This window comes from Brevundimonas sp. (genome assembly GCF_041648115.1).
In the GTDB taxonomy this organism is placed as follows: Bacteria; Pseudomonadota; Alphaproteobacteria; order Caulobacterales; family Caulobacteraceae; genus Brevundimonas.
Genome location: NZ_JBAZPR010000016.1, coordinates 37244 through 59784 on the forward strand (window position 1 = coordinate 37244; position 22541 = coordinate 59784).

The 22541-nt window shown below is 65.7% G+C and carries 17 protein-coding genes; 15 read left to right on the plus strand and 2 right to left on the minus strand.

The genetic code is table 11. The features are described from left to right. Positions 1 to 6: 6 nt before the first annotated feature. From WC597_RS14465 to WC597_RS14525, 13 genes are all read left to right on the plus strand, one after another. Positions 7 to 1146, plus strand: a complete 1140-nt coding sequence (locus tag WC597_RS14465; RefSeq protein ID WP_372694357.1) for an isobutyryl-CoA dehydrogenase — start codon at positions 7 to 9, stop codon at positions 1144 to 1146. Between the two features lie 52 nt (positions 1147 to 1198). After that, entirely contained in the window at positions 1199 to 1477 is a 279-nt protein-coding gene (locus WC597_RS14470; protein WP_372694359.1) for a type II toxin-antitoxin system Phd/YefM family antitoxin, read from the plus strand. Beyond that, on the plus strand, positions 1461 to 1871 hold the full coding sequence (locus WC597_RS14475) for a type II toxin-antitoxin system VapC family toxin (protein ID WP_372694361.1): 411 nt from the start codon (positions 1461 to 1463) through the stop codon (positions 1869 to 1871). Before WC597_RS14470 ends, WC597_RS14475 begins: the two co-directional genes overlap by 17 nt. A 52-nt stretch (positions 1872 to 1923) precedes the next feature. Beyond that, positions 1924 to 2979, plus strand: coding sequence for an enoyl-CoA hydratase/isomerase family protein (locus WC597_RS14480; RefSeq protein ID WP_372694363.1), 1056 nt, complete (start codon positions 1924 to 1926; stop codon positions 2977 to 2979). Between the two features lie 28 nt (positions 2980 to 3007). Continuing rightward, positions 3008 to 3910 carry a 3-hydroxyisobutyrate dehydrogenase gene (gene mmsB / locus WC597_RS14485; RefSeq protein WP_372694365.1) on the plus strand — a complete coding sequence of 301 codons (903 nt, stop codon included), beginning with the start codon at positions 3008 to 3010 and terminating at the stop codon, positions 3908 to 3910. A 351-nt stretch (positions 3911 to 4261) separates the two neighbouring features. Further along, positions 4262 to 5335 carry a LacI family DNA-binding transcriptional regulator gene (locus WC597_RS14490; RefSeq protein ID WP_372694367.1) on the plus strand — a complete coding sequence of 358 codons (1074 nt, stop codon included), beginning with the start codon at positions 4262 to 4264 and terminating at the stop codon, positions 5333 to 5335. Positions 5336 to 5384: 49 nt separating this feature from the next. Continuing rightward, positions 5385 to 5663, plus strand: coding sequence for a carboxypeptidase-like regulatory domain-containing protein (locus WC597_RS14495; RefSeq protein ID WP_372694369.1), 279 nt, complete (start codon positions 5385 to 5387; stop codon positions 5661 to 5663). 171 nt (positions 5664 to 5834) lie between these two features. Then, on the plus strand, positions 5835 to 8390 hold the full coding sequence (locus tag WC597_RS14500; RefSeq protein WP_372694371.1) for a TonB-dependent receptor plug domain-containing protein: 2556 nt from the start codon (positions 5835 to 5837) through the stop codon (positions 8388 to 8390). A gap of 76 nt (positions 8391 to 8466) precedes the next feature. Next, complete coding sequence (locus tag WC597_RS14505) at positions 8467 to 9930, plus strand: glucoamylase family protein (RefSeq protein ID WP_372694373.1); 1464 nt, start codon at positions 8467 to 8469, stop codon at positions 9928 to 9930. After that, complete coding sequence (locus tag WC597_RS14510; RefSeq protein WP_372694375.1) at positions 9927 to 11195, plus strand: sugar ABC transporter substrate-binding protein; 1269 nt, start codon at positions 9927 to 9929, stop codon at positions 11193 to 11195. Before WC597_RS14505 ends, WC597_RS14510 begins: the two co-directional genes overlap by 4 nt. Further along, positions 11192 to 12124 (plus strand): carbohydrate ABC transporter permease, encoded by a 933-nt coding sequence (locus tag WC597_RS14515; RefSeq protein ID WP_372694377.1) that lies wholly within the window; start codon positions 11192 to 11194, stop codon positions 12122 to 12124. The genes WC597_RS14510 and WC597_RS14515 overlap by 4 nt, the downstream gene beginning before the upstream one ends. Next, positions 12121 to 12936: a carbohydrate ABC transporter permease gene (locus WC597_RS14520; protein ID WP_372694379.1), complete on the plus strand. Its 816-nt coding sequence runs from the start codon at positions 12121 to 12123 to the stop codon at positions 12934 to 12936. The genes WC597_RS14515 and WC597_RS14520 overlap by 4 nt, the downstream gene beginning before the upstream one ends. An 18-nt stretch (positions 12937 to 12954) precedes the next feature. Beyond that, positions 12955 to 16170: a discoidin domain-containing protein gene (locus WC597_RS14525; protein ID WP_372694381.1), complete on the plus strand. Its 3216-nt coding sequence runs from the start codon at positions 12955 to 12957 to the stop codon at positions 16168 to 16170. Between the two features lie 148 nt (positions 16171 to 16318). Here the strand turns inward: WC597_RS14525 and WC597_RS14530 are convergent, their stop codons facing one another. Further along, a complete protein-coding gene (locus tag WC597_RS14530) occupies positions 16319 to 17407 on the minus strand; it encodes an ABC transporter ATP-binding protein (RefSeq protein ID WP_372694383.1) in 1089 nt (362 codons plus the stop codon). Between the two features lie 196 nt (positions 17408 to 17603). On the opposite strand from WC597_RS14530, the gene WC597_RS14535 reads away from it, so the two are divergent. Together WC597_RS14535 and WC597_RS14540 are read left to right on the plus strand one after the other, a co-directional pair. Further along, on the plus strand, positions 17604 to 20219 hold the full coding sequence (locus WC597_RS14535) for a TonB-dependent receptor domain-containing protein (protein WP_372694385.1): 2616 nt from the start codon (positions 17604 to 17606) through the stop codon (positions 20217 to 20219). Positions 20220 to 20275: 56 nt separating this feature from the next. Beyond that, positions 20276 to 20992: a hypothetical protein gene (locus WC597_RS14540; RefSeq protein WP_372694387.1), complete on the plus strand. Its 717-nt coding sequence runs from the start codon at positions 20276 to 20278 to the stop codon at positions 20990 to 20992. 268 nt (positions 20993 to 21260) lie between these two features. Here WC597_RS14540 and WC597_RS14545 read toward each other — a convergent pair whose 3' ends face one another. Then, positions 21261 to 22376: a hypothetical protein gene (locus WC597_RS14545; RefSeq protein ID WP_372694389.1), complete on the minus strand. Its 1116-nt coding sequence runs from the start codon at positions 22374 to 22376 to the stop codon at positions 21261 to 21263. Between the last annotated feature and the right edge of the window lie 165 nt (positions 22377 to 22541).

Consider the following 22541-nt stretch of genomic DNA (forward strand, 5'->3'; position numbering starts at 1 on the left):
GCCGTCATGGATTTCGCCCTTACCGACGACCAGCGCGCCATTCAGGACGCGGCCCGCGCCTTCGCCGACGCAGAGCTGGCGCCCCATTCGGCCCGCTGGGACGAGGACAAGCATTTCCCCGTCGATGTGATGAAACAGGCGGCCGAGATGGGCTTCTGCGGCATCTACACGGCTGAGGAACACGGCGGCATGGCCCTGGGCCGGGTCGAGGCGGCGCTGATCTTCGAGGAATTGTCGCGCGGCGACGTGGCGACGGCGGCCTTCATCTCGATCCACAATATGGCGACGTGGATGATCGACCGGTTCGGGTCGGACGATCTGCGCGGCCGGTTCGTGCCGGATCTGGTCGGTATGGAGAAGATCGCCAGCTACTGCCTCACTGAGCCCGGCTCAGGCTCCGACGCGGCGGCGCTGCGGACCACGGCGGTGCGCGACGGCGACCACTATGTGCTGAACGGATCCAAAGCCTTCATCTCGGGCGCGGGGACCAGCGACCTCTATGTCGTCATGGTCCGCACAGGTGGGGAGGGCGCGAAGGGCGTGTCCGCCATCGTCGTCGAGGCCGGGACGCCCGGCCTGTCGTTCGGCGCGCAGGAACGCAAGATGGGCTGGAACGCCCAACCGACCGCCATCGTCCAGTTCGACGACTGCCGCGTGCCGGTCGCCAACTTGCTGGGAGAGGAAGGCGCGGGCTTCCGCTACGCCATGGCCGGGCTGGACGGCGGGCGTCTGAACATCGCCGCCTGTTCGCTGGGCGGGGCGCGGCTGGCGCTGGAGACGGCTCAGGATTACGTGGCCACGCGTAAGCAGTTCGGCCGTCCGATCGGCGAGTTCCAGGCGCTGCAGTTCCGCCTGGCCGATATGGCGACGGACCTTGAGGCTGCGCGGCTGATGGTGCTGCGCGGCGCCTGGGCCATCGACAACGACCACCCGGAAAAGACCAAATGGTGCGCCATGGCCAAGCGCCAGGCCACCGACGCCTGTTTCCAGATCGCCGACGAGGCGCTGCAACTGCATGGCGGCTACGGCTATCTGAAGGACTATCCGCTGGAACGGATCGTGCGCGACCTGCGGGTCCACCGTATCCTCGAAGGCGCCAACGAGATCATGCGCGTGATCATCGCGCGGGAGATGGCGCGAGGATGATGACCTTGCGTGCGCCATCTGCTATTCTGACCATAATGGTCAGGAGCCTGTGATGCGTGAAGTCGGGATACTGGAAGCTAAGACTGGCCTGTCCGGTCTCGTGGCGGAAGTCGAACGTACAGGCGAGGGGATCGTACTGACGCGACATGGCCGCGCGGCGGCGAAGATTGTACCGATTAGTCAGATTCCGCAGCGTGATCCACAGACGTGGCGACAGGTGGTCGAGGGCATTCTCGCGCGTCGGGATGCTCAACCGGTCGTGGCGGGCTTTGACGACCTCAGTTGGGATGAATTGAAACGGATCGCGCGCGGTGATGATCGTTACGATTGATGCATCGGCGGCGGCCTCCTGGATTTTCCCGCGCCAAGCCTCGGCCGCCGCTGACGCTTTTCTGGCCAGCAGCGCTGATCGCCGCTTCGCGGCGCCTGGCATATTCGCATGGGAGGTAGGCAACCTGATTGCAACGCGGGCGCGTCGCGCAAATCTCGAACCCGGCGATTTGATCGATCGTCTGGCGGGACTGGGGATCGAGATTGCATCGTCGCCGACCAGCGAAAACGTGTTCGGTTTCATCGACGCCGCGATGAAGCACGACCTGACTTTGTTCGATACTGCCTACCTCTTGCACGCCCTTGGTCACGGCGGTGGGTTGGCGAGCCGGGACGCCGGCTTGCTGAAGGCCGCCATGGCTGCCGGCGTGGATGTTTTTGACCTGCGCGACTGACCGTCATGAGACGCATCAATGAAAAGGGACACATGGCGATGACGTCGAAGTCATGACCGAACCTGAAATCATCATCCGTATCGAGAACGGCGTCGGACGCATCACTCTGAACCGGCCCAAGGCGATCCATGCGCTGAACCGGTCGATGTGCGAGGCGATGACGGAGGCGCTGCTGTCCTGGCGCGACGACGTCTCGGTGCAGTCGGTATTGATCGACCATGCGGGCGAGCGCGGATTCTGCGCCGGGGGCGACATCCGCATGATCGCCGAGAGCGGGGCGGGCGATGCGTCTGAGGCCAGGGCCTTCTTCCTGGCCGAATACCGGCTGAACCATCTGATGTTCGAATATCCCAAGCCGATCACGGCCATCGTGGACGGCATCGTCATGGGCGGCGGAGTCGGGATCTCTGAGCCGGCGGACATCCGCGTGGCGACCGAGCGGACGACCTACGCCATGCCCGAGACGGGGATCGGCCTCTTTCCCGACGTGGGCGGGGGCTGGTTCCTGCCGCGTCTGCCCGGCCAGACCGGCGTCTGGCTGGCGTTGACGGGCGCGCGGCTGAAGGCGGCGGACACGGTGGCGCTGGGCATCCACACCCACTTCATCCCCCTGATCGACATCGAAGGATTCAAAGGGGCGCTGCTGTCGAATCCAACCGATCCGCTTGAAGAAGCGGACCGTTACGCCTGCCCGACCGAGCCGGAAGAGGCGCCGCTGAACGCCCACCGCGAGGCCATCGACCGGCTGTTCGGCTTCGACACGGTCGAGGAAATTTTCGCGGCCCTGGAGGCGGACGGCTCGGACTGGGGCCTGGCACAGCTGGCGCTCTTGAACACCAAGTCGCCCCAGTCGTTGAAGGTGTCGCTGCGCCAGATCCGCACCGGCGCAGGTCTGGCCAGCTTCGCCGAGAACATGGCGATGGAATACGCCCTGGGCGGTCGCGTGGTGCGGACCCATGACTTCCAGGAGGGCGTGCGCGCCGTGATCGTGGACAAGGACAATGCGCCGAAATGGTCCCCGGCGGACCTGTCGGGCGTTACGGATGCGACGCTGGACGCGCTGTTCGCGTCGCTGCCGGACAATGAAAAATGGACGCCGCTGCCCTGACAGCGACGCCGATATAGGGAGAGAGACCATGACCAAGATCGCCTTCATCGGCCTGGGCAATATGGGCGGCGGCATGGCCGCGAACCAGGCCAAGGCGGGCCATGCGGTCACCGCCTTCGACCTGTCGCCCGCCGCGCTGGAGCGGGCCAGCGCGGCGGGTTGCGGCTCGGCCGCTTCGGTCGCCGAGGCTGTGAAAGACGCCGAGGTCGTCATCACCATGCTGCCCGCCGGCCCGCATGTGCTGAAGGTCTATTCGGAGCAGATCATCGGCGCCGCGCCGTCATCGGCCCTGCTGCTGGACTGCTCGACCATCGACGTTGAGACGGCGCGCAAGGTCGCCGGTCTGGCCAAGGCCGCCGGTTACGCCTTCGCCGATGCGCCGGTGTCGGGCGGTACGGCGGCGGCGGATGCAGGAACGCTGGCTTTCATGGTCGGCTGCGACGAGGGCGAGTTCGGCCGCGTCGAGGCGGCGCTGGAGCCCATGAGCCGCATCACCATCCGCGCCGGCGACCACGGAGCCGGTCAGGCGGCCAAGATCTGCAACAACATGCTGTTGGGCATCTCCATGCTGGGCACCTGCGAGGCCATCGCCCTGGCCGAGAAGCTGGGCCTGGATCCCAAACGCTTCTTCGAGATCGCGTCCAAGTCGTCGGGCCAATGCTGGAGTGTCAGCAGCTATTATCCCTGGCCCGGCCCTGTGCCGACGGCGCCGTCCAACCGCGACTATCAGGGCGGGTTCGCCACGGCCATGATGCTGAAGGACCTGAAGCTTGCTCAGGATGCGGCGGCCAAGTCGGGCGCCTCGACGCCGTTGGGCGCTCAGGCTGAGGCCATGTACGCCCTGTTCGACGGCATCGGTCACGGCGGTCGCGACTTTTCCGCCATGCTGCAGATGTTACGCGGCCGGTTGTCGGATCTGAATCCCGCTTGAGGATCGACGCATCGTCGAAATGAGGTCTGCATCGTTCGGTGATGCAGACCTTTTTCATGTCTGCCCAGCGATTCGTTCTGTCGTCCTGCGGTGCGGCCAAGACGCGCGGCCGACACGCACCGCCATTTTTGCAGGCAGGTGTGGCGTGAGCAAAAACCTTCGCTTCCACAACGTTTTACTTGCTTTCCGTCGTTCTCGATGACCGACCTTCGGCGAGAAATAGCCTAAAATGCGGCCGAACGTGGCTTGCGGCTCACATTGCTCCTGTGTCATGTAACCGCTTACATCATCTATCGACGGATCTTCGAGAAGGGGCCGGGACGGTAGGGAGCAGGGAGAGACCGATTGGATATGGCCGCGCCAACCGCAGCGCCGTCTGCGACGCATGAGGGTTCGCCTTTCGCCAAGGCCGCGACCATGCGCGACGTGGCCGAACGCGCCCAGGTGTCGGTGGCGTCCGTCTCTCGCGTGCTGAACGGGCTGGGCGTGACCTCCGACGCGACGCGCCAGCGGGTGCTCGATGCCGTGGAACATCTGCGTTACGTGCCGCACTTCGGCGCCCGCAGCCTGTCGACCAGCAAGAACGACACGATCGGCGTCATCCTGCCCGACCTGTTCGGCGAGTTCTTCTCGGAGCTGATCCGGGGCATGGACCTGGCCGCGCGCGCCCACGGCAAACACCTGATCGTCTCCAGCTCGCATGACGGCGCTGACGACACCCTGGCCGCCGTTCGGTCGATGCGGGGGCGGGTGGACGGAATGATCGTGCTGTCGCCGCATCTGGGCGCGGCGAACCTGGCGTCGGAGTTCGCGGGCCGCATGCCAGTGCTGCTGATGAACGGCGGCAAGGCCGAGGCGGGACGCGCCGCCATCATGATCGACAACCACGGGGGCGCCGTCGCCGCCGTCGAACATCTGATCGCCACCGGCCGTCGTCGCATCGCCCACATTCGCGGCGCCGCCGGCAACATCGAGGCCGATACCCGCGCGGCGGGCTATGCCGCAGCGCTGGATGGTCATGCCCCCATCATCGTCGAGGGCGACTTCTCCCAGGCCTCGGGCCACCGCGCCGCGACCCGGTTGCTGGCCATGTCGGAGCGGCCCGACGCCGTCTTCGCCGCCAACGACATGATGGCCGTCGGCGCGCTTCTGGCCTTCCAGGAAGCGGGCGTGCGCTGCCCTGAAGACATCGCCGTCGTCGGTTTCGACGACGTGCCCATCGCCGCCCTGATGCGGCCCGCGCTGACCACCATGCGCGTCAATATCGCGGAAATCGGCCGTCGAGGCGTCGAACGCCTGATCGGTCTCGTTCAGGCCGGCCAGAACGCCGAGGCCCCGGACACCGCTTGCGAAATCGTTCGGCCGATCTTGGTCGAGCGCCAGTCCACCGCGGCGGATGCTTCCGCCAGGTTCAACAAAGGGTAGGCCAGCCATGTCGCTGAAAACCGATCCCGTCAGGAGGGGAGAGCTCAGGATGAACCAGTTCAACACGCGTAAGGCCGCCCTGGCCGCCGCATCGGCCATCGCCATCAGCATGGCGTTTGTCGGCGCGGCGCACGCGCAGAATGCGACGACGACGCTGCGTGGCGCCGTCTTCGACGGTCAGACGGCGGAAGCCGGCGCGACGGTCGTCGCGACCGAAGTTTCCACCGGGTATGCCACGCGTTCGCGCGTCGGCGGCGACGGTCGTTACGTGCTGTCGGGCCTGCGTCCCGGCACCTACCGCGTGCAGGTGACCAGTGCGGACGGTTAGACGGCGGAAGAGACCGTCACCCTCGCCCTGGGCCAGGTCGGAACCCTGAACCTGGACGTCGCGGCGACCGCCACGACCGGCGCGGCGACGGATGGCGCGACGGAGCTGGGCGACATTGTCGTCACCGGTCGCCGCGTCTTTGAGGTTCGCACGCCTGAGGTCGCCACCAATGTGACGCAGCAGCAGATCAACAACCTGCCGCAGATCAGCCGCAACTTCCTGAACTTCGCCGCTCTGGCTCCCGGCCTGCGGGTGACGGAAGACGACACCGAGCGGACGATCTCCGCCGGCGGCCAAACCGCCCAGGCGATCAACGTCTTCATCGATGGCCAGAACCGCAAGTCGCTGATCAACGACGGCGGTGTAGCCGGTCAGGACGACAGCCGCGGCACGCCCTTCCCGCAGGGCGCGGTGCAAGAGTTCCGCGTCATCAGCCAGAACTTCAAGGCCGAGTACGAGCAGGCCGGTTCGGCCATCATCACCGCTGTCACACGCTCAGGCACCAACGAGTTTCATGGCGACGTCTTCGCTTTCTATCAAGACCCGGATTGGGTCGCTCAGGACGAGATTTCCGAGCGTCGCGGCGCCGAAAAGGCCCCGGTGCGTCGTCTGCAATACGGCGCCAGCCTGGGGGGGGCGATCATCCAGGACCGCCTGCACTTCTTCGGCGCCTACGAGCGCAAGGATGAAGACCGCGTCGCCCAATCCTTCCTGAACCGCACCGAATACAACGACTTTTTCGCAGCGGATTTGGGCACGGTCTCGACGCCCTATGAGCAGGACGTCTTCTTCGGCAAGCTGTCGTGGCAGATCGACGACCGTCAGCGTCTGGAGTTCAGCACCGAATACAAGACGGAAGAGGACATTCGCGGCGCCAGCGGCCAGAACGCCCCGAGCCGCGCCGCCCGCAACAACGGCGAGACCCAGGCCTTCAACCTGCGCCACCAGTTCCAGGGTCAGCATTTCCTGAACGAGTTCGCGATCGACTATCTGAAGTCGAGCTACGAGCAGTCGGTGATCAACGGATCGGACTATGGTCGCGAATACGTCATTTTCCGCGATGACAGCGCGACCACGCCGGGCTTCCAGTACAATATCAACAACCGCGACTCGACCGTATTTACGGCCGGCGGTCGCGCCGATGCCCAGTTCCTGGAGCAGAAGAGCACGACGATCCGCAACGATCTGACCATCCCGGATCTGGCATGGATGGGCACGCACACGATCAAGATCGGTGCGAAATACTCGATGCAGAACTACTTTGTGCAGAAGGATTTCGGACGTAACCCGACGTTCGTCTACGACATCGAAGCGCGTCCCGAAATCAACGGCAGCCGCACCATTCCGGTCGCTGTGAACCTGGGGGTCGCCGTGCCTCCGGCTGACGTGGATAACAATGTCATCGGTCTGTATATTCAGGACGACTGGCAAATCACCGACAAGCTGGAAATCAACCTCGGCATCCGTTGGGATTACGAGGACAATGCGGTCAACAACGACTATCGCACGCCCGATTCCATCCGGAACATGCTGACGGCGATCCAGAACCTGCCCAACTATGATTTCCCGTCCTACTTCAACCCTTCGGACTATGTTTCCGACGGTGATCGCAAGGCCTTCAAGGGCGCCTTCCAGCCGCGCTTCGGCTTCTCGTATGATGTGTTCGGCGATGAGCAGACAGTCATCTTCGGTGGAGCGGGCCGCTACTACGACCGTATCGGCTTCAACTTCGCCTTCGACGAACGCTTCAAGCCCTTCCAATTCAACAAGAGCATCTACTTCTCGAACGCCGGTGGTCCGCGTGGCGGACAACAGACGATCGCCTGGGATCCGCGTTACCTGACGCCAGCCGGTCTCGATCCCCTGCTGGCGGCCAGCCCCGGCGCAGGCGAGGTCTTCCTGGTCAAAAACGACTTCGAGCCGCCGCGCACGGATCAGTTCAACATCGGCGTGCGCCAGAAGTTCGGACGCTGGCAGACGGCGCTGACCTTGGCCGCAGGTCACACCGAGGGTGAATCGGCCTGGAACATCGCCAACGCCCTCACCGAGACCGGAGGTCGGTTCAATGGCCCGACGCCAGGTTCGGTCGGCTTCACGCAGTTCCGCAACCTGATCTTCTTCCAGAACACTGACAAGGAACGGGACTACAAGGCGATCTACTTCACCGCCGACAAGCCGTACAATGCTGAGGATCGCTGGGGCTTCAACGTCGCCTACACCTATATGGACGCGACCCAGAACGGCAGCCGCGACAACGGCTACGGCGCCTTCGACTTCGACTACAACACGCCTGCCCAGTCGCCCAAATATCGGTCGTCCACGGACGAGCGTCACCGCATCGTGGCGTCCGGCACCCTGGGTCTGCCCGCCGACTTCCTGCTGTCGGGCATCGTCACCCTGGGTTCGGGTCTGCCGTACAACATCAACGACTGCCCGAGCGCGCCGGTCGGTGGTCCCAACATCTGCTGGAACGCGGGCAATCCCGAGAAGCGGGCCTTCTTCCCTGGCTTCAACTTCGCCTATCGTCAGGTCGATCTGCGCCTCACCAAGGGCTTCGACGTCTTCGGCGGACAGCGGGTCGAGTTCATCGCCGACGCGATCAACATCTTCAACTTCACCAACTTCAACGCGTTCGACACCGGCTTCAACAGCCCACGCTACGGCGCGGGAACCGGGGTCTTCCTGCCGACCCGCAGCTTCCAGGTGGGTCTGCGCTACTCCTTCTAAGAACCTGAGCCTGGGCCGTCTTCCGCTTGTCGGAAGGCGGCCTTTTTTGATTTCCGTAAAAACAGTGAGCGTGCCCATGAACCGCCGAAACTTTCTGATGCGAACGACGGCTGGAGCGGCCGCCTTGGCGGTCGGGGTTCCAGTGGCGGCGGTGGCGCAGCAGGCGGTTACGGGGGCGGTGAACGGGACGGAGCGGCGGCCCTTGAGGCTGGATCGCGAGATCGAGGAGCTTCAGGAGCGGACGTTCCGCTGGTTCGAGAAGGTCACGGATCGGCGCACGGGTCTGACGCCGGATCGCTGGCCTACGCCGTCCTTCTGTTCGGTGGCGGCGGTCGGGTTCGCCCTGACCTGCTGGCCGGTGGGCGTCGAGCGCGGCTGGATGAGCCGGGCCGAGGCGCGTGAGCGGACCCTGACCACGCTGCGGTTCTTCCATGACTTGCCGCAGGGGCCGGAGGCGACCGGCACTGCGGGTCACAAGGGGTTCTTCTATCATTTCCTGGACATGGAGACCGGGCTGCGGTTCGCGCAGAACGAGCTGTCCACCGTCGATACGGCCCTGCTGATCGGCGGCATGTTGTTCGCAGCCCGATACTTCGACGGCCGCCATGCCGACGAAGCCGAGATCCGCCAGAAGGCGCAGGCCATCTACGAACGGATCGAATGGCTGTGGGCCGTGATCCGCGACAACCGCATCACCATGGGCTGGCACCCCGAGAGCGGCTTCATTCCCTCGGACTGGCACGTCTATAACGAAGGCATGCTGGTGCTGCTGCTGGCCGTGGGCAGCCCGACACATCCGGTGTCGGTCAATGTCTGGCACGAATGGGCCGCCAGCTACGACGAGAGCTGGACCGATCGCTGGGGCAGCTGGCACCTGAACTTCGCGCCCATCTTCGGGCATCAGTACAGCCATATGTTCATCGACTTCCGCGGCATTCAGGACGCCTGGATGCGGGGGCAGTCGGCCCAGCTGGGCGAACAACTCGACTATTTCGAGAACAGCCGCCGCGCCGTCTATGCGCAACAGAAATACGCCCACGACAACGTCGCGGGCTGGGCCGGCTATTCGTCCGAGGTCTGGGGCCTGACGGCCTGCGACGGGCCGGGCGACTTCAAACAGGTCATCGACGGCAAGGAGCGCGAGTTCTTCAGCTATTCTGCGCGGGGACCAGGCGAGCGCGACGACGGCACCATCGCCCCCACGGCTGCGGCCAGCTCGATCGCCTTCGCGCCCGAGATCGTCGTACCCTGCATCAAGGCGATGAAGCAGAAATACGGGGCCGGCATCTATACCGAGTGGGGCTTCCTCGACAGCTTCAACCCGACCCTGACGGTGCGCGACGGGCCTTTGCAGCACGGCAAGATCGTGGACGGCGTCGGCTGGGTGGACGGCGACTATCTGGGCATCGACCAGGGGCCGATCGTTATCATGACCGAGAACCACAGGTCCGAGTTCGTCTGGCGCTACATGCGCGGCGAGCCCAATATCCGTCGCGGGCTGGAGATTTCGGGCTTCACCGGCGGATGGCTGAACGCATGACGCAGACCGCCCATAGGCGCGCGGCCTTGGCCCTGATGGCGGGAGGGGCGGCTGCGGCCTGCACCCCGCGCCGTGACGGCGAGACCGTGCTGCGCTTTTGGGCCATGGGCAATGAGGGCGGAACCGTCGGGCAACTGATGCCCGAGTTCGAGCGGCGCAATCCGGGCGTTCGGGTCTCGGTTCAGCCCCTGCCGTGGACGGCGGCGCACGAGAAGCTGCTAACCGCCTATGCCGGGGCCTCGCTGCCGGACGTCAGCCAGATCGGCAATACCTGGGTGGCGGAGCTGACGGCCATCGGCGCCCTGTCGCCGACCCCGCCCGAGGCGGCGAACCTGCTGACCGACCAGTTCCCGGCGGTGCTGGAGACCAACCAGATCGCCGGCCGAGCCATGACTACGCCCTGGTATGTGGACACGCGGCTGCTGTTCTATCGCAAGGATTTGCTGGCGCGGGGCGGTTTTGCGGTGCCGCCCGAGGACTGGGCCGAATGGAAGCGGGCCATGCACGCGATCAAGCGGGTGGCGGGGGGCGACAACTACGCCATCCTGCTGCCGCTGAACGAATTCGAGCAACTGCTGACGTTCGGGCTTCAGATCGACGAGCCGCTGCTGCGCGACCGGGATACGCGGGGAAACTTCTCCAGCCCCGGTTTCATCGCGGCCCTGGCCTTCTATCGCAGCCTGTTTGCGGAAGGTCTGGCGCCCCTGGCCTCGGCGACGCAGATTTCCAACGTCTGGACCGAGTTCGCCAAGGGCTATTTCAGCTTCTACTTTTCAGGCCCTTGGAGCGTGGGGGATTTCCGCAGCAAGCTGCCCGCGTCGTTCCAGCCGAACTGGGCCACGACCGGCGTGCCGGGACCGAACGGCCTGGGCGCGTCGGCGCCGGGCGGGTCCAGCCTGGCGGTGTTCAAGTCGTCGCCGCACCAGGACGCGGCCTGGGCGTTGGTCCGCTATCTGTCCGAGCCGGCCGTGCAGGCCCGGTTCAACACCATCGTCGGCGACCTGCCCGCGCGCCAGAGCGCCTGGGACATTGCGGGGGTCGAGCGTGATCCGATGTTGGCGCCGTTCCGGGGGCAGTTGGCGCGCGCCAAGGCGGTGCCCAAGGTACCCGAGTGGGAGCGGATCGTCACGGAGATGCAGATCGTCGCCGAACGGATGGTGCGCGGCGAATACAGCCCTGAGACCGCCGCCGCCGAGATCGACCGCCGCGCCGACCGCCTTCTGGAAAAGCGCCGCTGGATGATGGAACAGGGCAGGGCCGTATGACCGTGGTTGATCCGACATTGGCTAAGGTCAGGCCGTCGCGGGGACGCGGCGCACGCGAACGCGCCGCCTGGGCCTTCGTCGCCCCGGCCCTGATCGCCATCGGCCTGTTCTTCGCCCTTCCGGTGATCGCGGCCTTGTTGCTCAGTCTGACCGACTTCGACATCTACGCCCTGGCGAACCTGGACAATCTGCGTTTCGTCGGGCTGCAGAATTATGAGCGGCTGCTGACCAATCCCCTGTTCTGGGGGGCGATGAAGAACACCCTGACCTTCGCCGTCCTGGGCGTGCCGCTCTCCATTGCGGCCTCTCTGGCGGCGGCGGTGATCCTGAATGCGCGGGTGGTGAAGTGGCGGCCGATCTGGCGGGTGATGTTCTTCGCCCCGTACGTCACCACACTGGTCGCGACGGCCGTGGTCTGGCGCTATCTGCTGCACACCCGATACGGCGTCATCAACTGGGGCCTGGAGAGCATCGGCCTGCCCGCGGTGGACTGGCTAGGTGACCCGTCGACCTCGATCCCCGCCATCCTGATGTTCGTGGTCTGGAAGATCTTCGGCTACAATATGCTGATCTTCCTGGCGGTTCTTCAGACGGTGCCGGACGACCTTTACGAGGCCGCGCGCATTGACGGCGCCGGGTCGTGGAAGCAGTTCCGCCATGTGACCCTGCCGGCCATCGCCCCGACCATGCTGCTGGTCTCGATCATCTCGGTCGCCAGCTTCTTCCAGCTGTTCGCCGAACCCTATGTGATGACACAAGGGGGGCCGGCCCAGAGCACGGTGACGGTGCTCTACTTCATGTATGAAGAGGGCTTCAAATGGTGGAACCTGGGCTCGGCCAGCGCCGTGGCCTTCGTCCTGTTCCTGTGCATCCTGGCCATCACCCTGGTCCAGTTGGCCGTCGCCAAGCGGGTGGGGGCGTATCAATGAAAATCCGCGCGATCCTGCTCAACCTCGCCGTCGCGCTGATCGCCCTGATCGTCCTGTTCCCGCTGGTCTGGATGGTGTCGGTCAGCTTCATGGCGACGGGCGAGGCGGCCGTCTTCCCGCCGCCGCTGCTGCCCTCGCACTGGACGCTGGAGCATTACCGCGACCTGTTCCTGAACCAGGGCATGGGCCGTTATCTGTGGAACAGCTTCGCCCTGGCGACCCTGGCGACCATCCTGGCGCTCAGCTTCACCGTCCCGGCCGGCTACGCCTTCGCCAAGCTGAAGTTCGCCGGACGCGAGCGGTTGTTCCAGTTCCTGGTCGCCGCCCTCGTGGTGCCGGCCCAGATCGGCACCCTGCCGCTGTTCCTGATGCTGAAGTCGATGGGCCTGGTGAATACCTACGCCGGGGCCCTGGTGCCCTGGCTGGCCTCGATCTTCGGCCTGTTCCTGGTGCGCCAGTATGCGCTGAGCATTCCCGACGAGATGCTGGAGGCCGCCCGCATCGACGGCGCCAGCGAGGGCCAGATCTTCCGCCGCGTGGTCCTGCCGACGTTGCAGCCGATCATCGTGACCCTGGGCCTGTTCGTCTTCCTGGGCAGCTGGAACGACTTCCTGTGGCCGCTGATCATCCTGACGGATCAGTCGAACTATACCCTGCCGGTCGCGCTGGCCGCCCTGTCGCGCGAGCATGTGCAGGACATCGAGCTGATGATGGCCGGCGCCGTCGTCACGGTCGCGCCCGTGCTGATCCTCTTCCTCGCCCTGCAACGCTACTACATCCGCGGCATGCTCGCGGGCAGCGTAAAGGGCTGACCAGAACTGCGAGTTTCGATGCGTAACCTCCTGCTGGCCGCCGCCTCGGTCCTGACCCTCGCTCTGGCGGCGCCCGCCGTCGCGCAGGAGGCGCGCGTTCTCGACAGCATGGACGACGCGGCGCGGTGGGAGGCCAGCGCCTCGACCGACGTTCACGCCGCCGTCTCCGCCGTCGCCGGCCATGACGGACGGGCGGTGCGGCTCGATTACGATTTCGACGGCAAGGCGGGTTATGCGGTGCTCAGCCGGCCGCTGCCGTTCGACCTGCCCGACAACTACGAAATCAGCTTCTGGGTGCGTGGCGCCGGGCCGATCAACACCTTCGAGGTCAAGCTGACCGACGCCTCGGCCGACAATGTCTGGTGGAAGCAGACCGCCCGCTACGACTTCCCCGACGGCTGGACCCGGTTCGTCATCAAGCGTCGTCAGGTGTCCAAGGCCTGGGGGCCCAGCCCCGAAAACATCCTGCGTCGCGCCGAGCGGGTCGAGTTCGTCGTCGTCGCGGCCGACGGCGGCAAGGGGGCGATCGAGATCGACCAACTGACCCTGCGCGCCCTGCCGGTCGATCCGCCGGTCCCGCCCCAGCCGGTGGCCAGCGACGGACGGTCTGAGACGACCGCCGCCAACGCCGTCGATCTCGATCCGAAAACCGCCTGGACCCCGCCGGTGGGCGAGGCCTCGGCCCTGACGCTGGACCTGGGCTACGAACGCGAGTTCGGCGGCCTGACCCTGCGCTGGGGGGAACGCGGCGCGGCGGTGGACTATCGGGTTTCGGCCTCGACTGACGGGCGGGACTGGCGCGAACTGGTTTCGGTCCAGGGCGGCAATGGCGGCGTCGACTGGTTGCGCACGCCCGAGGCGACGGCGCGCTGGCTGAAGCTGGAGCCGTTGAAGCCCGTTCCGGCGCCGGGCGTGGTCGGTTCGTCCGGCGCGGGCCAGCGGCTGGGCGCGACCCAGGCGACGACCTATGCGTTGAACGAGATCGAGGTCGAACCGCTGGCCTTCGGCGCCGACCCCACGGTCTTCGTCGAGGCGGTGGCCAAGGAGAACCGGCGTGGCCTTTATCCGCGTGGGTTCTCCGGGGAACAGTCCTACTGGACCCTGGTCGGGGTCGATGGGGGCGGCGAGAGCGGCCTGATCGGCGAGGACGGCGCCATCGAACTGCGCCGGGCGGGGCCCAGCATCGAGCCCTTCGTCGTCGACAACGGCCGGCTGATCACCTGGGCCGACGTCGGTATCGAACAGGAGCTGAAGGACAACGACCTGCCGATCCTGTCCGTGACCTGGACCGCCGATGACTGGACGCTGAAGATCACCAGCTTCGCCGACGGTCAGGCCGATCAGGCGCAGTTGGGGGGGCGATACGACCTGACCAACACGTCCAGCCGGCCGCGCACCCTGACCCTGGCCCTTGCCGCGCGGCCGATGCAGGTGAATGCGCCACGTCAGTTCCTGGCCATCCCCGGCGGCGTCAGCCCGGTCGAGAAAATCGCTTGGGACGGCGCCGAACTGGCGTTGAACGACACGGTTCGGATACAGCCGCTGGCGACGCCGGATCAGGTCGCGCTCGCGACTTTCGATGCAGGCAGCGATCCTCAGTCCCTGATCCTGCCGTCCGCGCGGCGACCGGCCGTCCAAGCCCTGACGACGACGGACGCGACCGGCCTGGCTGCCGGCGCCTTGACCTATGATCTGACCTTGCAACCGGGCGAGACGCGCACGGTCGGTTGGGTGTCGCAATTGTCCGGCGAGGATCTGGCGCCCGAGCCGGTGGGGCAGGCGGCCGCGGTTCTGGATACGGTCGAGACACGGCTGGCCGCCGAATGGCGCGAGAAGCTGGACCGGGTCGAGCTGACCCTGCCGCCCGCCGCCCAGCGGATCGAGGACGCGTTGAAGTCTTCGCTGGCCCATATGCTGATGTCGCGTCAGGGGCCGATTCTTCAGCCAGGCACCCGCAGCTACAACCGCTCCTGGATCCGCGACGGGGCGATGATGGCCGAGGGGCTGAACCGGCTGGGCATGGCCGAGCATTCCGCCGACTATCTGCGCTGGTACGCCCCCTATGTGTTCGACAACGGCAAGGTCCCTTGCTGCGTCGATGCGCGCGGCGCCGATCCGGTGCCGGAAAACGACAGCCACGGCGAGTTCGTCTTCCTGGCCGCCGAAACCTACCGCTACACCAAGGACGAAGCCCTGCTGCGCCAGGTCTGGCCCCAGGTTCAGAAGGCCATCGCCTATATGGACGACCTGCGCGCCTCGACCCGGACGGCGGCGTTCGAGGCGCCAGATCAGCGGCATCTTTACGGTCTGCTGCCGCCGACGATCAGCCACGAGGGCTATTCGGACAAGGCGGCCTATTCCTATTGGGACGATTTCTGGGGCCTGCTGGGCTACAAGGACGCGGTCTTCATCGCCGAGACCCTGGGCGATGCAGACGCCGCCGCCCGCTATGCGCAAGCGCGCGATCAGTTCTCCGCCGACATCCGCGCCTCCATTGTCGCGACGGCGCAACATCACGACATCGACTGGATCGCGGGCGCGGCCGACCGGGGCGATTTCGACGCCACCTCGACCACCATCGCCCTGTCGCCTGCGGGCGAGCAGGATAATCTGCCGCCCGAGCTGATGGCGCGAACCTTCGACCGTTATTGGGAAAACTTCCAAAACCGGCTGACTAATCGCACGGCTTGGAAGGACTATACCCCCTACGAATGGCGGCTGGTCGGGGCCTTCGTGCGGCTGGGTCAGAAGGACCGCGCGCTGGCAGTGATGGACTTCCTGATGGCCGATCGCCGGCCCGAGGCCTGGAACGGCTGGGCCGAGGTCGTCGGACGCGAGAAGCGAGAGCCGCGCTTCATCGGCGACATGCCCCACGCCTGGATCAGCTCGGACTATATCCGCTCGGCGCTGGACCTGTTCGCCTATGAGCGGGACCGCGACCACGCCCTGGTGTTGGCGGCGGGCGTGCCGGAGGCCTGGCTGGATACGGCCGAGGGCGTCGGGGTGCGGGATCTGCGCACCGCCTATGGGCCGCTGACCTATGGCTATCGCAAGGAACGTCAGGGGTATGTGCTGACTTTGAGCGGTGAAGCGACGCCGCCGGGCGGGTTCGTGCTGCAATGGCCGGCGGGGCAGGGACGGCCGGAGCGGGTGCGGATCGACGGGCGTGCGGCGACGTGGGCGGGCGACGAGTTGGCGATCCCGCCCGGCGCGCGGCGGGTCGTCCTGAAATGATCCTTCTCCCCTTGGGGGAGAAGGTGAGGCCGGAGGCCTCGGATGAGGGGTATCTATCCGCTTCGAAACGGTAACGGCGAGGCTGGGGAAGCAGCCCCCTCATCCGTCTCGCTACGCGAGCCACCTTCTCCCCCGAGGGGAGAAGGATCTAGAGGCGTTTGAACGCCTTGCCAGTTGCGTCGAACAGATGCGCTTGTTTCGCGGGGACGTGCAGCGTCAGGCGCTCGCCCGCCTTGGCGCGGAGTTCACCCACCAGCTGAACCGTCAGGGTGTCTTCGGACGCTGGATGCTTCAGGTGCGCTATGGTCGTCGCGCCCAAGGTTTCCACGAACATGACCTCGGCGGTCAGCGCATCGCCGTCGCCGGTCGTGGTCAGATGCTCGGGACGGACGCCCAGGGTCACGGCATCGCCCGGCTTAGGCGAGGCGGCGTCAACCGACACCCGGATCGTCTCGCCTGCGGACGTCTTCACCGTAGCGCCAGCAGTCGAGGCTTCCACGATCTCAGCGGCAAGCAGGTTCATCTTGGGGCTGCCGATGAAGCCGGCGACGAACAGGTTGGCGGGGTGTTCGTACAGGTCCATCGGCGCGCCGACCTGCTCGATCCGACCGGCGTTCAGCACCACGATCCGGTCGGCCAGGGTCATGGCCTCGACCTGGTCGTGGGTGACGTAGATCATCGTCGTCTTTAGCTCGGCGTGCAGCCGCGCAAACTCGTAGCGCATCCGCACGCGCAGGGCGGCGTCCAGGTTGGACAAGGGCTCGTCGAACAGGAAGACCTCGGGCTCGCGCACGATGGCGCGGCCGATGGCGACGCGCTGGCGCTGGCCGCCCGACATGGCCTTGGGCTTGCGGTCCAGATAGTCGGTGATGCTCAGCGCCTCGGCGGCGGCGTGGACGCGGCGGTCGATCTCGCCCTTGTCCGTCTTGGCCAGCTTCAGACCGAAGGCCATGTTCTCATAGGCCGTCATGTGTGGGTAAAGCGCATAGGACTGGAACACCATGGCGATGCCCCGGTCCGACGGCGACAGATCGTTGACCACGCGGTCGCCGATGGAGACCTGGCCCGTCGTCGCCTCTTCCAGCCCGGCGATGGTGCGCAGCAGGGTGGACTTGCCGCAGCCCGAGGGGCCGACGAAGACGATGAACTCGCCGTCGGCGATCTCCAGATCGACGCCCTTCAGCACCTCGACGGCGCCGAACGCCTTCTTCACGTCGACCAGACGGACGTTCGCCATGCTTCCTGCTTCCCTTGCCCGTTCCTAGGCCCGTTCCTTGGGCCGTTTCTGTTTTGTCGCACCGTAACCGGTTACATCGCCGGATCAATGGCGCGATAGGTCTCAGCCGCAATCGAATTTGCAAAACTGCAAAAATGGTCTTTCGCAAAACCTTGGCGCTGGCTAGAAGCCCGCCACTGATCGCGGGGAGCATGAGATGACGCAGCGCAAATTTCTGATGGCGACGGCTTCGGTCGCGTGGCTGGCGGCCTCGGCCGTGCAGGCGCAGGATGCGTCTCAGGTCGAGGACATCGTCGTCACCGGCTCGCGGATCGCGGGCGGGGACCGGATCGCGCCGGTCGAGACGGTGGGACGCCAGGCGATCGCCGCCGCCGGGATCGCCGACGCGTCGCAACTGGTCCGCCTGGTCACCGCCAACTCGGGTTCGGAAGCCCAGGTCGATCAGCTGAACCAGCCGCAGAGTTCGGGCACGGCCCAGTTCAACCTGCGCAATCTCGGCCTCGGCTCGACCCTGGTCCTGGTGGATGGCCAGCGCTGGACCAACAGCGCGGTGGTGGCGACGGACGGTTCGGGTTTCGTCGATATCAACTCGCTGGTGCCCATGATCGCCCTGCAACGGGTCGAGGTGGTCAAGGACGGCGCCTCGGCCGTCTATGGCTCGGACGCGGTGGCGGGCGTGGTCAACTTCATCACCCGGCGCGGCGTGGACCGGCCCGAGGTCAGCGCCAAATACGCCGTCGCCGACGGGTCGGAAGAGAGCGTGATCGAGGCCATCGGCGGGCTGAAACTGCTGGGCGGCGACCTGACGCTGGCGGCCTCGCATTTCCATCGTTCGGCCCTGGGGTCGGACGAGCGGGACTTCACCCAGGCCGAACGCTATGGCCGCGCCGCCTGGACCGCCGTGACCAGCTATGGCCAGCCGGGTTCCTATTTCCGGCCCAGCCGCAACGGGTTCTCGCCCGACCCGGCGTGCGGCAATCCGGCGTTCGGGAGCGCCTATCTGAATTCGCCGACGGATGCGTTCTGCCGGCTGGACTATTCCGACTTCTTCGACCTGACGCCGGAGGAGACGCGGACGCAACTGTTCGCGGACTATCGTCGGCCGGTGGGTGACATGACCCTGTCGCTGCAAGGCGCGTGGTCGGCGACCAACACCATCGCGCGCCAGTCGCCGTCGCTGCCGATCCTGGCGCGGTCGCTGACGGTGCCGGCGAACCATCCCGACAATCCGTTCGGTGAGGCGGTGCTGTTCCGGGGGCGTCTGCTGGGCGCCGAAGCGGGGGCGTCGCAGGCCGAGTTCGATTATCGCACCTGGCGCATCGCCGGCGGTCTGGACGGGCGGTTTTCCAACGGCTGGGCCTGGAACCTGAGCGCGACCAGCAGCCGTCAGCATGTCGCATACGACAAGCCCGACACCATCGGCAGCGCCTTGCAGAACGCCCTGAACGGCCTGGGCGGAGCGGGCTGCAACCCGGCGACGGGCGCGCCCGGCGTCGGCGCCTGCCAGTATTTCAATCCGTTTGGCAGCGCCTATCTGGGGACCGGCACGGCGAACAGCGCGGCGCTGATCGACAGCCTGATTGGCTATACCGGCCTGCGTGGCGCCTCGACACTGACGACCGCAGACGCCTCGACCAGCGGCGAGGCCTATGCCTGGGCCGGCGGGTCGGTCGATGTCGCGGTCGGCGCCCAGTATCGCCGCAGCGGCTTCCGTCATGACTGGAGCGATCTGGTCAATGCGGGCGACCTGCTGACGGCGGGCGTGTCGCCCGACTTTGAGGGCGATCAGGAGGCGCTGGCCGCCTTCGCCGAGGCGCGCCTCCATCTGGGCGACCGAATCGAGGCGCAACTGGCGGGCCGCTACGAATCCTATGACGGCGACGAGGGCCGGTTCAGCCCCAAGGCCGCCATTCGATGGGACGTCACCGACGCCCTGGCCCTGCGCGCCTCGTGGGGGCAGGGGTTCCGCGCCCCGTCGGTCTATGCGCAGTCCGGCGCCCAGGCGTCGCAGCCGTCGGTGTTCGACCGGGGCGCCTTCGTCTTCGTCAACACCCTGACCTCGGGGCGGGCCGACCTGAAGCCCGAGAAGTCCGAGAGCCTCAGCCTGGGCGCCCTTTGGCGTCCTATCGAGGGGCTGGAGCTGGGTCTGGACGCCTGGCGGTTCGACTATACGGACCAGGTGGTCAAGGAGTCGGCGCAGGCCATCATCAACCAGGCGGCGGCCGATACGGCGGCTGGCCTGACCGGCACAGATGCGCAGGCCCGCATCACCCGCTCGCCCAGCGGCGCCCTGACCTTCGTCCAGCTCTATTTCGTCAACGCCTCGTCCATCGAGACGCAAGGGATCGACATGTCGGCCCGGTATCGTCACGGCCTGTGGGGCGGGGAGGCGACGGCCTCGGCGACCTGGACCTATGTGGACGCCTATGACATCCGGCTGAACGCCTCGGCAGGCCAGGTGTCGGGGGTCGGTTCGACCAATCTGAACAATATTGGCCGGTCCCTGCCGCGCAATCGCGGGGAGTTCGCCCTGGGCTGGAGCGGGGGCGCGCATGCCGTGACGGCTCTGGTCCACTATACCGACGCCTACGCCAACGACCGCAGCGGGATCACGGACGCCAGCATCGCCAGCCAGACGACGGTCGATCTGCTCTACAGCCGCGCTATCGGGGCCGATCTCGATCTGGCGGTCGGTGTGGTCAATGTCGCCGACAAGGCGCCGCCGCTGGCGCAGTTCGCCCTGGGTTACGATCCCGTAGTGGCCGATCCGCGCGGTCGGGTGTTCAGCGTCGGCCTGACGAAGCGGTTCTGATCCTCGCCTTGCGCGGTCAACCGGGCGGTGTATGCATCCCCTCTGGGGAGAATCCGATGACCGACGGCGAGACGACGCGCAAACAGGCGATCAAGGACCTGTCGGAGGATACGCTGGGCTTCGGCGGGGCCGAGGTGCGCACGGCGCGCGACCTGCTGGTGCGGCCGCGCCTGGTGCTCCAGGCCTGGATGATCGAGGGGCCGACCGGGGGCGGGCGCTACGCCAAGCCGCTGAAGCTGTATCTGACGCTGAACGCGATCATCATGCTGATCGTCTTTCTGAAGGGCGGGCTGAGCGGCTATCTGGAAGGCATGCCGGCGGAAATGCTGAACCCCCTGTTGGCGCAGGCCGGCAAGTCGCGCGACGCCTTCATGGCGGATGCCGACGGGTGGATGTCGTTCCTGACCATACCGGTAATGGCGCCGCTCTACGCCCTGGCGGCCATGCCGCTGTTTCGATTGTGGGACGCCGAAGACCTGGGCGTGCGCCGGGGGTTCCGGGCGTCCTTCGCCTATCTGAACGCCTGGACCGTGCCGATGCTGCCGCTGTCCTGGTTCGTGTTCGGGACGGGGCCGGCCGCCCTGATCGCCAGCCTGTTGATGGCCGTGCTGGGCTTCGCCGCCTTCCTGCGCATGGGACGGGGACGGTGGTATCGCGGCGTCCTGCCCGGCGTCGGCAAGGCCCTGATCCTGTTCGCGGCCATAGGCCTGTCGGGGGCGTTGGGGACGTTGATCGTGATCGTGATCGGTGTGATCGCCGGGGTGGCGGCCTGAGGCGGACACCTCGGAAAAACAGGGTGCAATCTGTGCACTTCGTCTGAAATCGGCGGCGGGCGAAATTGCACTGCACCCCGAAAACGCGTGCAAAGTGCAAGAAGGTGCAATTTGCGAGAGCGCTGACGTTTTCAAAGACCGGCCGGGATCATAGCGCGGTCTGAAGGGGCGTCAGGTCGATTGACGCTGCTGGACGAGAAGTAGTTGAAAACGCGGTGGATTGATTGCGGGATTAAGATGGTCAGTAAGGTTTGGAACGCTCCTAGTTTCAGCTGAGACTGAGCGGCACTGGACATACCCCGTAGACCAGTGCCGCCTTCCGCCGTCGGGCGGCTAAGTTGCGGGCGAATGCACGTGGATCGAGCCACATCACGAATTCAGTAGGTGCGTAGTCGGCGAACATCGCCATGGACTCTGCGAGCACGGCATCGAAGGCCTTAAGCACAAAGTCCGGCAGGCTGCTGCCCCCTATGTTCTGGCACCAGAAGTTGGGGGAGGGGCAATTGGGCTCAAGAACAAACACGTCGGGGCGATGTTCATCGTACAGCTCTTGGCTCGCCCGGTGCATCTTCGTCAGGTGGTTGAGGACAATGACGCCGTCGATGGCCGCGAATGGTACGCGTATGCCCGTCGCGTCTTTATAGAAGGACGCCTCGGTGAAGAGGCCGCTTTCAACGTGATTGAACGACGAGATGGGCTCGTACATGGAGCCGTCCCAAGCGACAACCAAGACCCCGGTCTGGGGTTTGGCCGTCTGAAAGCCGGCGATCTTTTCCTCGGCGCTGACGAGGAAGTCCTTAAGTTTGTTATCTTGGGGCAGGGTCACGTCGCCCGCGAACAGGGGAAGAGCCCGTTCCCGGATCTCAGACTTCGACAACATTGTCCGCGCAGGGAACTGGCGCGGGTTCTTGGTGCGTTTGTGCTGATGGTCGAGCAAACCTGGACACTTGACCTCAAACACGAAGACCCGCTCAGGCGTATCGACTACAAACTCCGGCCGCTTCTTGGACACCGGGTTGGTGGGCTCGTGGAGAAAGATAGTTCCCTCCGGCCAGTCAATCGACACAAGGGTGCGCAATACCGTGACTTCAAACAGTTTCTGGAGCAGATGCTCGAACATCTGCTGGCCATTCTTGTTCTGGGCGTAGGGTATCTCCGCCAACTCCTTCGCCAGTTGGAAGCCGAGGCCCGACGCGATCAGCTCGCAGGTGGCCAGCGCCTCAAGCAACTGCAGGCCAAATGCCGACGGCTTGGCAAAGTGATACTCAAGCCAGTGGCGCCCCGGCTTCCTGTAGGTCTGGTAATGCCGTTCGATCAGCACCATCAGCAAAGCGCGATCGGTTTCGGGTTTGGCGCCTTCGATAGGCGCGATGGGCATTGTCATGGGAGGCTCTGGTTGGCGAGCGTCCTATATGGGCCAGGAATCCCCGGCAGCAATGAGTCTGGCCACAGTTCACGGCGGCTGTACCATCGCGTTGAAAAAGCTACTGGGTTTTGCCGCGAGGGGACTTTTCCAAAGTCTCAGACACGTCAAAATCGGCTATGAACT